Origin of the sequence: Bacillus sp. COPE52 (assembly GCF_003355115.1) — a bacterium.
Classification (GTDB): Bacteria; Bacillota; Bacilli; order Bacillales; family Bacillaceae_G; genus Bacillus_A; species Bacillus_A toyonensis.
In genome coordinates this window covers 323,406-336,352 of sequence record NZ_CP031292.1, presented here as the reverse complement: position 1 = coordinate 336,352, position 12,947 = coordinate 323,406, and the positions used below count along the sequence as shown (strand labels likewise).

11 protein-coding genes and 1 riboswitch are annotated in these 12,947 nt (G+C 36.2%); of the genes, 5 read left to right on the top strand and 6 right to left on the bottom strand.

From position 1 onward, the window contains the following. Positions 1-88: 88 nt before the first annotated feature. The 3 genes from DPQ31_RS01810 to DPQ31_RS01800 all read right to left on the bottom strand — a co-directional run bounded on the left by DPQ31_RS01810 (position 89) and on the right by DPQ31_RS01800 (position 3,856). Complete coding sequence (locus tag DPQ31_RS01810) at positions 89-1,171, bottom strand: polysaccharide deacetylase family protein (RefSeq protein ID WP_208731493.1); 1,083 nt, start codon at positions 1,169-1,171, stop codon at positions 89-91. 176 nt (positions 1,172-1,347) lie between these two features. Then, on the bottom strand, positions 1,348-2,457 hold the full coding sequence (locus tag DPQ31_RS01805; protein ID WP_097959758.1) for a polysaccharide deacetylase family protein: 1,110 nt from the start codon (positions 2,455-2,457) through the stop codon (positions 1,348-1,350). Between the two features lie 202 nt (positions 2,458-2,659). Further along, a complete protein-coding gene (locus DPQ31_RS01800) occupies positions 2,660-3,856 on the bottom strand; it encodes a NupC/NupG family nucleoside CNT transporter (RefSeq protein WP_001200495.1) in 1,197 nt (398 codons plus the stop codon). 202 nt (positions 3,857-4,058) lie between these two features. Continuing rightward, positions 4,059-4,160, bottom strand: a riboswitch (purine riboswitch). A gap of 121 nt (positions 4,161-4,281) precedes the next feature. On the opposite strand from DPQ31_RS01800, the gene rlmD reads away from it, so the two are divergent. The 3 genes from rlmD (at position 4,282) to DPQ31_RS01785 (ending at position 9,041) form a co-directional block, all read left to right on the top strand. After that, entirely contained in the window at positions 4,282-5,658 is a 1,377-nt protein-coding gene (gene rlmD, locus DPQ31_RS01795; RefSeq protein ID WP_097959757.1) for a 23S rRNA (uracil(1939)-C(5))-methyltransferase RlmD, read from the top strand. 161 nt (positions 5,659-5,819) lie between these two features. After that, a complete protein-coding gene (locus DPQ31_RS01790; protein WP_208731492.1) occupies positions 5,820-6,809 on the top strand; it encodes a tRNA dihydrouridine synthase in 990 nt (329 codons plus the stop codon). Between the two features lie 213 nt (positions 6,810-7,022). Then, positions 7,023-9,041, top strand: coding sequence for a GAF domain-containing sensor histidine kinase (locus tag DPQ31_RS01785; RefSeq protein ID WP_208731491.1), 2,019 nt, complete (start codon positions 7,023-7,025; stop codon positions 9,039-9,041). Positions 9,042-9,162: 121 nt separating this feature from the next. On the opposite strand, the gene DPQ31_RS01780 is transcribed toward DPQ31_RS01785, so the two are convergent. Next, entirely contained in the window at positions 9,163-9,414 is a 252-nt protein-coding gene (locus DPQ31_RS01780; protein WP_223268705.1) for a hypothetical protein, read from the bottom strand. 102 nt (positions 9,415-9,516) lie between these two features. Between DPQ31_RS01780 and DPQ31_RS01775 the strand changes: the two genes are divergently transcribed. Both DPQ31_RS01775 and DPQ31_RS01770 read left to right on the top strand, forming a co-directional pair. Next, on the top strand, positions 9,517-10,035 hold the full coding sequence (locus tag DPQ31_RS01775; protein WP_208731490.1) for a YehS family protein: 519 nt from the start codon (positions 9,517-9,519) through the stop codon (positions 10,033-10,035). Positions 10,036-10,130: 95 nt separating this feature from the next. Then, complete coding sequence (locus DPQ31_RS01770) at positions 10,131-10,838, top strand: M48 family metallopeptidase (protein ID WP_087969149.1); 708 nt, start codon at positions 10,131-10,133, stop codon at positions 10,836-10,838. 200 nt (positions 10,839-11,038) lie between these two features. Here the strand turns inward: DPQ31_RS01770 and DPQ31_RS01765 are convergent, their stop codons facing one another. Both DPQ31_RS01765 and DPQ31_RS01760 read right to left on the bottom strand, forming a co-directional pair. Further along, positions 11,039-11,734: a GNAT family N-acetyltransferase gene (locus DPQ31_RS01765; protein WP_208731489.1), complete on the bottom strand. Its 696-nt coding sequence runs from the start codon at positions 11,732-11,734 to the stop codon at positions 11,039-11,041. 14 nt (positions 11,735-11,748) lie between these two features. Next, positions 11,749-12,858, bottom strand: coding sequence for a mandelate racemase/muconate lactonizing enzyme family protein (locus tag DPQ31_RS01760; protein ID WP_208731488.1), 1,110 nt, complete (start codon positions 12,856-12,858; stop codon positions 11,749-11,751). Between the last annotated feature and the right edge of the window lie 89 nt (positions 12,859-12,947).

Genomic DNA, 12,947 nt, shown 5'->3' with positions numbered 1-12,947 from the left:
TTCTTACTATATATAATACAAGAAAATTCTAAAAATATATATAAATATAAAGTAAAAAGAGAGCTCAAAATGTATTGAGCTCTCACATTTATTTAATGGAAGAAGCAAACTGTTCAACTGTAGTTGTATGGTGTATACGAACACGTTTCATTTTTAGCAACTCATCCGGTTCACCTTTCGTAATGAACTTTCCAGGCTTTGTTGTCGTCGCAAATTGATAATATTTCTTCGTTTCTGTAATGACTTTATCATCTACATGGCCAAATGGATAAGCAATTGCGATAACGGGCTTACCTGTTATTTTTTCTAGCTTTTCTTTCGATCCTTTTAATTCTTCTTCGTAGTTTGTAATCTTCGGTAAATCAGCATGTGTTGCTGTATGAGACTGCACTGAGAAAATACCGGAATCAACAATTTCCTTTATTTCATTTGTAGAGAGAGAGCCTTCAACATCGACATTATCAACAATCATATATTCTGTTGCTGTCGGCTTGAAAGTATCGTCTTTTAGTTTTTGCAAAATATGAAATGCATTCATATTATTTTTCATACCATCGTCAAATGTAACAAAAATTGGTTTGTTGACTTTATTAATATTGCCCCAGCGTTCAAACGTTAATAATGTATAACCGTTATCTTTTAAATATTTCATTTGGCCTTCAAAGTTAGCAGGTGATACGAATAAATCTTTAATGCCTTGTCCATGATAATCATCGATTGCATGGTACATAAGAACGGGAACCTTTTGCTCGAAAGTAATAGCAGATTTTGTGAGTGAGATGATTTTTCCATCTTCCTTGACTCCTGTTGCTTCAATTTGGAACTCACCGCGTTTTCCTTCAAATTCTTTTATGTCAAATGGAAGTGTAAATTGTTTCTCCTTTTCTTTAGAAGAAAAAGATTTAGCATGTTCCTTTCCATCCGCAGTGCGCCAAATTTTATATTGTACTTCGGTTAGAGAATCTTTTATTTCTGTAATATGGATACTTGTGTTTGTAGAATCGTGTGTAATCGGATTATAAGAAATTTTACCTTGTTCTTGCACAGTCTCCTCTTGTTTTTTAACTTCTTGAACCTTTTTCTCTTTTTTAGGTTCTGGACTTACAGTGCTAGTATTACATCCTGCTAGAATAGCAGACGTACATAAAGCAATTGCTGCGTATTTTCTCATAAAATCACCTTCTATTGTGTAGTATGTTGCATTACTTATATTTAAAATCCCCACCGCTGTAAGAGCGGTGGGGAATTACCCTTGTTTATCGTATCATTTTTAGATGGGGGATAGGTTAGTGACTGTAAACAGATCTCTTCTTTCGTTTTTTAGTAAGATTTAAAATATCTTATGGTTTACTTTATAAGAGATGCGAATTTTTCCATGGACATATCAGGTCCTACAAAATGGCGTTTAATTAAGAGTTGCTCGTTTGGGGTACCTTTTGTAATGTGATTGCCGTGATCAGTAGTTACTGCGAACTCATAATGTTTTTTTGTTTCTTCGACAGCGGCGTCATTATAAGAGCCTACTGGGTAGGCGAGAGCGATGATCTTTTTACCGGTAAGAGTTTCGATTTTTTCTTTAGAACCGCGTAATTCCTCATCATAATTACCTGAATGAGCCATCATTGTATGATTTGCAGTATGAGATTGAATAGAAAAAATACCTGAATCTATCATTTGTTTTATATCATCTGTTGATAGACGGTTCGGTTTGTCTATCTCATTTGAAGTAAGAAATTCAGTTGCTGCAGGTTGGAATGTATCATCTTTTAATTTTTGTAAAACATGAAGAGCATTCATATTATTTTTTCGACCATCATCCATTGTTATAAAAATAGGTTTATTAACACGGTTTATATCATTCCAACGTTCAAATGTAAGCATCGTATAACCGTTATCTTTTAAATATTGCATATGTTTTTCGAATTGTTCAGGCGGTACGTATAAGCCGTAATCACCATCACCTGGTCCAGGGTATTTTTCAATCGCATGATACATCAAAAATGGTACATGTTGCTGGAATGTAATTTTAGATGTTACTAGATTTGTTTCCGTATTATCTTCTTTAATCCCTACTGTTTCAATTTGAAATTCTCCACGTTTTAAATGAAATGTTTTTAAATGAAGTGGGAGGGCAAAATCACGATCTTTTTCTTGTGAAGTAAAAGTTTGTTTGCTTTCAGGTCCATCGGCAGTACGCCAAATATTGTAACGTACTTGTTTAAATGAATCTCTTAAGTTTTTTGTATAAAGCGTGGTGTTTTGTGCGTTATATTCATACGAATCCCATGTGATAGCCCCTTGCGTTAAAGGGATTTCTACTGTTTTTGCTTGTGCTTTTTTTGGTTCAACTGCTTGTTCCGCTGTTGTTTCTTTTATTTGTTTATCACTAGCATTACTAGTGTTACAACCTACGAGAATAGCAGAGGAAAGTAAAGCGATATATGTATATTTTTTCATTCTATCATCCTTCTATTGTGTTTTAATTATAGTCACTTATACCCTTGTCCATCATATCATCATAGAATATATAGGGGAATACATTTTTGGAATAATTCGGAAAGGAGTCTTACGTTTTTTTGGAGTAGTTTACATATAGAAGATAGTAAAAAACTCCACTCAAACTTCATTTAGAAAAATAGAAGTAAGGTGGAGTTTTTTATTAGATAAACAATCCAGCGATTGTCGCAGATAAAATAGAAGCAAGTGTTGACGCAAATAGCATTTTCCAACCAAATTTAGATACGACGCTTCCTTGTTTTTCAGAAAGGGCACGGATTGTACCAACAATTGCACCAATTTGGCTAATACTTGCGAAGCTAATTAAGAATACTGTAACGATTCCAACTGTACGTGGAGCTAATGTTGTAACTGTTTCTTTTAAATCAAGGATTGCTACAAACTCGTTTAATACAATCTTCGTACCCATAATACCACCAGCTGGGATAATATCTTGAGTTGGAATACCCATTAAGAATGCGAATGGAGCAAGTATATAACCGAAGATTTGTTGTAACGTAATAGCATGTCCCATTGCACCTGAAGCTGCGCTAATTACGTAGTTTACAACTTCCATAACACCGATGAAAGCAATCATTAATGCAGCAACGATCCCAGCTACTTTTAAACCGTCAAGCGCACCGTTAATCATTGCGCCAATAAAACTGTCTCCAAATAGAGTTCTATCAAATTTTTGAATCACTTCGTCTTCTTTTTTCGTATCAACTGGTGTTAATAACGAACAAACGATTAAGCTTGAGAATAAGTTTAGCGGAAGAGCAGCTAGTACATATTTCGCATCTAACATCATTACGTATGATGCTGTAACAGAAGCAGAAACGGAGCTCATCGCAGAACAACAAATAATAAACATACGGTTTTTGTTAAAATGCTGTAAATCATTTTTAATAACGATTAACGCTTCACTTGAACCGAAGAATACAGAATTTACTGCGTGGAATGATTCAACGCGTGGTAAACCAGTAATTTTTGAAATTGCACCGCCGACAACGCGAACGATAAATGGTAAAACACCTAAATAACTAAAGATTGAAAGTAGTGCTGAGAAAAATACGATAATTAATAATACATTTAAGAAAAAGACAAAATCTCTTTGAATCCCATTAAAGAGAAAATCGACACCTGTCGTACCAAGTTTAATTAGTTTGTTGAAAACTTTACTAATGAAAATAATGATTTGTTGACCAACCTTTGTAGCAAACATAAACCAACCGATTAAAATTTGGAAACCAATCATAATTGCAATTGCGCGGAAGTTGATTTTACTTTTGTTGTTTGACAAAGCAAAACATAAACCTAAAACGACAAGAATACCAATAATGCTCATTACATATTGCATGTAGTTGCCCCTTTCAGAAGTTCGTATAAAGTTTGTACATAAAACGCTCGTTATATTACTAAAAATAAAACAAAGAGGTTTTATGTCATACGTAAGATGTCTGACCTTTTAGAAAAGTAAAAATAAAAAAAGACCCATATGGATTCACTTTCATCTATGAGAGAAAGCTAATCAATATGAGTCCTTTTTTGCGCATAGGCTAATATTCATTAGTTTTCCCCATAGTCCAGCAATTTAAGGTTGCCGGGTAGAAACTCTCGATCCATATTATCGAGTATATATGAGGTAACATCGTCCGTATTAAATTAGTAGTAGCGTAACATTACTAGAGAACTATCGTCAATAGCTTTTTTTCTTCCAATAGAAATAGACCATATAAGTATGATAAAATGTAACGCAGTGTTATGAAAAAGAGAGGTCGGAAAATGAGTACAAAAATGACGCCACCAGTTGAAAAAAACGAGTTTATAGATGTAGTATTTGAAGATTTAACACACGATGGTGCCGGTGTTGCGAAAGTAAAGGGTTATCCTATTTTCGTTAAAAACGGACTACCAGGTGAAGAAGCACAAATTAAAATTATTAAAGTGAAGAAAAACTTCGCGTTTGGTCGTTTGATAAAACTTCATACAGAGAGCCCGTATCGTAAAGATGCAGAATGCCCAGTATACAACCAGTGCGGCGGTTGTCAGCTTCAGCACTTAACATATGAAGGACAATTACAAGCGAAAGAAAAACAAGTACGTGACGTTATGCAGCGTATCGGTGGGTTAAGCGATATCCCTGTTCATCCTGTACTTGGCATGAAAAACCCATGGGTATACCGTAATAAAGCACAAGTACCGATTGGGGAACGTGAAGGCGGACTTGTAGCTGGATTCTATCGTCAAGGAACGCATGACATCATTAATATGGAATCATGCTTAATTCAGGCAGAAGAAAACGATGCATTAATTCAAGAAGTGAAACGTATTTGTGAGAAACATGGTATCTCGGCATACAATGAAGAGCGTAACAAAGGAACACTACGCCACGTAATGGCTCGCTACGGACAAGTAACAGGGGAAATTATGCTTGTCTTCATTACACGTACAGCAGAATTACCAAACAAAAAAGCAATCATTGAAGAAATTGCAGCGAAATTCCCAGAAGTAAAATCAATCGTTCAAAACGTAAATACGAAACGAACAAACGTTATTTTCGGTGATAAAACGACAGTACTGTACGGATCAGAATATATTTATGACTTTATCGGTGACATTAAATTCGCGATTTCAGCACGTTCATTCTATCAAGTAAACCCAGAACAAACGAAAGTGCTATACGATAAAACGTTAGAATACGCAAAGTTAGATGGTAACGAAACAGTAATTGATGCATATTGCGGAATCGGATCAATCTCTTTATTCCTAGCGCAAAAAGCGAAAAAAGTGTACGGCGTTGAAATCGTCCCAGAAGCAATCGAAGACGCAAACCGTAACGCAGCACTAAACAACATGACAAACGCTGAATTTGGCGTAGGAGAAGCAGAAGTAGTCATTCCAAAATGGTACAAAGAAGGCGTAATCGCCGACACAATGGTCGTAGACCCACCGCGTAAAGGTTGTGACGAAGCGCTATTAAACACAATCATCGACATGAAACCAAAGCGCGTCGTATACGTATCATGTAACCCAGCAACATTAGCACGCGACTTAAAAGTACTAGAAGAAGGCGGATATAAAACACAGGAAGTACAGCCTGTTGATATGTTCCCGCATACGACTCATGTGGAGTGTGTGGCTTGGCTTAAGTTGGTATAATAGAAAAGCAGTTGATATAGGAAAAATCTATACCATCTGCTTTTTGGTTTACAAAAATACCATTCATAAGCGATTTTAGTTAAAATAAATATTGCTGATTTTCACAAATTATAAATTGAGAGTTTGAAATTGCATTCATAATGAGAGGATTTGAATTTGAAATGATAGATAATTTTTGGCGTGAATTACCACGACCATTTTTCGTACTTGCACCAATGGAAGATGTGACAGACGTCGTTTTCCGTCACGTAGTAAGTGAAGCTGGCCGACCGGATGTATTCTTCACAGAGTTTACAAACTCGGATAGCTATTGCCATCAAGAAGGTATGAAAAGTGTACGTGGCCGTTTAATTTTTACAGAAGATGAACAACCAATGGTAGCACATATTTGGGGAGATAATCCTGAATATTTTCGTCAAATGAGTATAGGTATGGCAGAGTTAGGATTTAAAGGTATCGATATTAATATGGGATGCCCAGTACCGAATGTAGCATCGAGAGGAAAAGGTAGCGGCCTTATTCTACGTCCAGACGTTGCAGCAGAATTAATTCAAGCAGCAAAAGCGGGCGGATTACCTGTCAGCGTAAAAACGCGACTTGGCTTTAAAGAGTTAAGTGAGTGGGAAGATTGGTTAACGCATATTTTTAAACAAGATATTGCAAACCTTTCTATTCATTTACGTACAAGAGAAGAAATGAGCCAAGTAGATGCGCACTGGGAACTAATTCCGGAAATTAAAAAATTACGTGACCGCATTGCACCAAATACGTTAATAACAATCAATGGAGACATTCCTGACCGTCAAACTGGAATGGAACTTGCTGAAAAATATGGTATTGATGGCGTTATGATCGGGCGAGGTATTTTTAAAAATCCGTTTGCTTTCGAAAAAGAGCCAAGAGAGCATAGCAGTAAAGAACACTTAGATCTTTTAAGACTACAGCTTGATTTACAAGATCAATATGCAGAAGTACTGCCACGCTCAATCACGGGACTTCATCGCTTCTTCAAAATTTATGTAAAAGGATTCCCTGGAGCTGCGGAACTAAGAAATCAATTGATGAGCACGAAATCGACTGATGAGGTGCGTGCGTTGCTTGATAAGTTTGAGGTTAGTGTTAACACGGCTGGAGATAGTGAAACAGTGTAACTTTTGAAAGTTAGAGCTGCTGGGGTGTATCGATTTTATGAGCGTTTGTTTCAGTTTAATTAAGGTGAGCTGTATCATAAGTAATTGAGGTATTCTATGTAAAACAGGGGGAAGAAAAGAATACAGGAGAAAATCGGAAATGGCAGGTTGATCTTGATTTTCACTGATATTATCATGCTTATTTTATTATGCCTATAATTGGAGGCCATGTGAATGTTAAGTGATCAGGCGAGATATTCTAGGCTCGCGAATATAACAAAAATAATAAATACAAAATTAGAACTACGTGAAGTATTGCAGCGTGTAACAATGGCGATATCAGAGGAGATTGTTAGGTGCAATGCTGTTGGAATTTATTTACCCCAGGAAGATGGAACATTTAGAGGGTTTGCAGGAAAACCAGAGACCATAAATGGTGTAACGCTCGATACGCAAGTAATTGATCCTGAAATAGACTTACTGGCAAAAGAAGTTATTGAAACCAAAAAAACGATCTATATTCCTGATACCTCAAAGGATCATCGGCCGGATCCTAGACCAGTTGATGCGTTCAAAATTAAGTCCTTATTAGCCTTGCCTATCTCATTCGGGCAAGAGTTATTTGGTCTGGTTTTTTTATTTGATTATGGAACTCCAATGAACTTAACAGATTCAGAAATTCAAAGTGTTGAAGCTTATGTAAATATGGCTGCGGTCGCAATTCAAAACGCAAATAATTTAACACAAAAGGAAAACCTTATTGCCGAGAAGCAGTTGTTACTAAATGTTACCCGTGATTTATCAATGTGTTCCTCGATACAGGAGAGTTTTGATAAATGTTTTTTTTACTTAGGACAGATTTTAGAGAGTAAAAACGTGGCTGCCCACCTTTTTGACCCGTTAGACAAAAAAACGATTAAAACAACGAAGTTAAGTAAGGACTGTAATTGGACAGAAGTGGATTGGATGGAAAAAAGCTATGACGCCAAGATCCAAGAGGTTATTCAAACAAAAAATATAGATAGTAAGGGTCTTTTGATGATCCCATTGGTTTCAATAGGAGAAGTATTAGGGGTAATTGTCGTTGGTAAAGAGGGAAAATCTTATAATTACGATAATTCCCAAATTCAATTGGCAAAATCTATCGTTGATGCCACAGCTCCTACGTTTTCAAACTTGTTATATATGGATCAACTTGAAAGCATGGTGGAAGAGCGAACGAGAGAACTAGCTGCTGCTAATGAAAAAGTTACAAGTGTGATCGAAAGTATTACGGATGGATTCTTTACTTTGAATAATAAATGGGAATTTACGTACGTAAATAAGCATCAATATTTTCCACAAAGAAAAACAGCAAAAGATGTATTAGGCAAGAATATACGGGAGGTTTTTCCGAGTAGCGTCGACACAGTTATGTATAAGGAATTTCATCGTGCAATGTCAGAGCGAACTACAGTTCATTTCGAATTTCTTTCTATATCTGATGAATATTGGTACGAAGTTAGTGCATACCCGTATGATGATGGTATTTGTTGTATTTTTAAAAACATAACGGAAAAAAAGCAATATGAGCAGGAATTGAAAAGGTTATCAAACATAGATTTAATAGGGAAAATGGCAGCAGGTATTAGCCATGAGATTAGAAATCCAATGACAACAGTACGAGGATTTTTGCAATTATTAAAAGAAGAGAACATCTATGAGAAACATAATAATTACTTTGATTTAATGATAGAAGAACTTGATCGCTCCAATTCTATTATTACTGAATTTCTCTCAATGGGTAATACAAAGAAATCGGATTTGCAGATGTTAGATTTAAATTTAATTATTCATGATACGATTCCTTTAATAAAGATTGATACGCATAATCAAAATAAATATATTCAAGTCGATACAAATGACATTCCGGAATTACTTTTAAATCGTAATGAGATACGGCAATTATTAATAAACCTATACCGTAATGGCTTAGAAGCGATGAGCACAGGGCAAGTTCTAACCATCAGTACCTACAAGGAAGGTCAAAATTGTGTGGTGCTTGCAGTGCGTGATCAAGGAAAAGGTATCAGACCTGAAGTATTAGAGAAACTCGGTACTCCATTTTACACGACCAAAGATAATGGAACTGGATTGGGGCTAGGTATATGTTATGCCATTGCTGCCCGTCATAATGCAAAAATAGAAATTCAAACAGGATCGGAAGGCACTACCTTTTTTGTTAAATTTAATTATGATAATAATGAAAAATAGTCTTATTTAAGTAAAGACTAAGTAAACATAATCAATATATTTCACATGAGTTTTGTGTAGCATTCATGTTTGAGTTGCCCGCTAAATTAGAGTTGTAGAAAAAGAAATGGACTAACCGATATTAGGTTAGTCCATTTTCAAGTGTGTTAATTAATAGTGAATCTCCCTTCTGTACTTTTAGGAGCTTTTCGGTATTAGCTCCTGACTCTCCATATGTATATTCTGTTAGCATTGGGTCCTCATGTCCGAAATTTCGTTCAGCATTTTTATACCCAATTAAATAATTTAATTGGGTATAAATGGATAATACCAAGTGCCTAAACAACATATGTTGCTGTTTTAAAATCATCCCCAAAAGCATTAATCCACCCAAGACTACAAAACCTCCCCCTAAAATGTTAAAGTAGTAACTTAACGACATTAATTTACACATGCTAAAAGCATTACTATAATCAACATTTCAGGAGGAAACCCAATGGCAATGAGCAACAACGATATATTAAAAAGAGTACGATACGCTTTAGACATAAGAGATATAGATATGGTGGAAATCTTTAAACTTGGCGGGATGGAAGTAACGAAAGAAGACGTAGTTGATATGCTTACAAAAATAAAGAGAGCTCCTCAGCATGAAGCTGAAAATGATGAGGTAGCTGAAGATGAGTACGTAAAAACATGCGATATGATGATGTTAGAGGCATTTTTAAATGGATTTATTACTTTAAAAAGAGGAAAGCAAGATCCGAAACCAGGGCAGCCTGCACCTGTACAGAGCAAGGAGAGTACCAATAACCTTCTTCTAAAGAAAATGAAAATCGCACTATCTTTAACGAGTGAGGATGTACTTGATATATTAGATAGCGTAGGCGTTACGGTAACAAAAGGAGAGTTAGGCGCTCTATTAAGAAAAAAAGGTCATAAAAATTACAAAGAGTGCGGCGATAGATACGCAAGGAATTTCATTAAGGGATTAGGTGTAAAGTATAGAGGATAATGAGTTCGTTAAAGCAGTAAATGATATAATAGGTAGAGTAGGACGTTCGTATCCTACTCTTTTTTATTTGTAAAAATACTATGCTAGGTGATGAAATGGTACATACATATTTAGGTGAGACAATTAATTTTCATATAACTTATAAGAAGAAAAAGTCCGTGCGTCTTTTTGTGGATTCGTACGGAAATGTGGAAGTGCAGGCTCCGAAAGGGACACCTGTTGAATACTTAGTCCAGTTGCTAGAGGAAAAGTGGAATTGGATTCAGACAACTCGTAAGGAAATGGCGGAGCGAGCGCGTGGACCACAGGAAAAGGATTACGATCAAGGAGAAGGCTTTTTGTATCTAGGGAATACGTATCCGATACAGATTTCCCAAGATGCAAGCATTGAGCAAGACAATGCGATTTTTGAAGGGGATAAGTTACATATTTATGTAAAAGAGCTAAAGGATGAGAAAATACAGCAAGCTTTAAAACGATTTTATTATAAGCAGTGTAAAACTTTAGTAGAGAAGAGCATTAAAGTGCATCAAAGTAACTTTAAGACAAAACCACGTTCTATTCGTATTACAGATAGTAGTCGTACTTGGGGTACTTGCGATTCGAATTTACAACTAACATTCAATTGGAAGCTAGCAATGGCACCACAGCGAGTAATTGACTATGTAGTCGTTCATGAAATGTGTCATATGGTTCATTTAAATCATGATCGCTCTTTTTGGCGTCTTGTCGGGAAGATAATGCCTGATTATAAAGAAATGGAGAATTGGTTAGCCTTATCTAGTTGGAAAATGACGGTCTAATGTTGCGCTTTGTATAGGTTGCAATTATTGTCAATCTTTGTCGGTAAGTCGATATATTTCGAAAATCGCTGATATATTTAGAGTTGCGCCGATATATTTTGAAAATCGCTGATATATTTGGAGTTGCAATCGATATGTTCAATGAAGAGAAAGTAAAAGGAGATGTCACAGCAGACATCTCCTCTTTTCGAGTATATAGATTAGCGTCCAAACATCACAACAAAATCCCCATCCATTTTCTCCATTTCATACCCACGATACCCCTCCGAAAGCAAAGCCTGCTGTCCATTAGCATCACTCATTAGAATACTTTGAACATCTGTCCAATCTCTTTCTTTATCTCCGCGCAATTTCTTCACAAAAACATACCGCAGACTACCACCATACTTCTCCTTCAGCGCAGCAATCTCCATCGCTTGCGCAAACTTATCCTTCAAGCTCGGAATGTTAAAAGGAGCAACAGTGCAGCATACATAATCATATTTGCTATCTTCTTTTTGTAATTCGTCCATGATGACGTTTGCTAATATTTTTTGCATCCCATTTCCTCGACAGTTCGGATGAACGTTTGAGATTTCTTGATAGATGACGCGGTGTAGTTCACTTTCTGGCAAACCAATATCAAGCCCTAAATGTTCATCGTCGATAGGAGGGACGAGTAGAGCGCGAAATGCGATGAGTTTGTTTTTAATAAAAGCACCGATCATCATGCCGTTTCCTTCTAGAATATATTGAAATTCTTCTTGTGAGAGTGGTTGTAAACGACTTTTATCTTCCAACGCTTCAACTATAATGTTTTGTAATGATAAAATTTGTTCGATGTGCTTTCTTGATAGTAGTGTAACGTGAAATGGTTGTTCGTTTTGTTTTAATGTTCCTTCATATAGAACAGTCATGCGTTAGTCCTCCTTTAGCGTACAACGTCTTGAAAGACGGTTAGTTCTTGTAATGTATCTTCGTTTATTTCAATGCCTAGTCCCGGCTTTTCTTTTAAGCGAATGAATGGTACGTCGTAATGTAGGTTTCCGATATCTTTCGTGAATTTTAACGGACCTGTAAGTTCAACACTTGTAATGATTTTTTTTGAGAAAGCGACGTGGAATCCTGCGGAAGAGGCAACGGATGATTCGACCATTGATCCCACTTGGCATTCAATGCCGGCCATTTCTGCTTGATGAGCGAGCTTTACTGCGGGATATATGCCGCCGCATTTCATTAGTTTTATATTTACTTTATCAGCTGCGTCTAATTTAATAATTTGGCGCATTTCACGAGAACTTTTTAATCCCTCATCAATCATAAGCGGAAGGTCTGTTTTCGAACGAATATGAGCCATTGCGTCAATATCATCCGCTACAACAGGTTGTTCAATCCAGTCGATATTTAAATGTTCTAATGAACGAAGTGCAGTTAATGTATTTGCGCTATTTTTCCAGCCTTGGTTCACATCAACACGAATGGCGATGTCATTTCCTACACGTTCACGCACAGCTTCAATTCTTTTTACATCTTCTTTTACATTCGTACCGACTTTCATTTTGAAAGATTGATAACCTTTCTGAATCATGGAAGCAGCTTCTTCCGCCATATCTTCTGGAGGAGCAATGCTTAAAACGTGAGTGATAGGAAATTCTTCATGGTAGCGCCCGCCAATTAATTGATATACAGGTTGTTTTAGTTTTGTGCCCATTATATCAAAGCAAGCAATATCAATCGCAGCTTTTGCTGTCGGCACACCGTAAATGGTATTGTCCATTATGTCGTGTATTCTTTCAATATTCATTGGATTTTTCCCGATTAGAACAGGAGCTAGCGTATGTTTTAAAGTATGGAAAGTACTTTCCCATGATTCACCTGTGACGTGATCATCAGCAACGCCTTCACCGTAACCGATAATGTCTTCGTCTGTTTCCATTTTGACGATAATAGAAGGCATATCAGAATAAGAACCATAACTAATAACAAACGGATTGCGAAGTGGTAAACGAATTGCGTAAAGGTGAATAGCTGTAATTTTCATTGAATAGAAACCCCTTCCTGTTTACAATAGTTTTATACATTTGATATAGTTGACGTTAAATAGTCGTTAATTAATAATAAGGAGTTAGA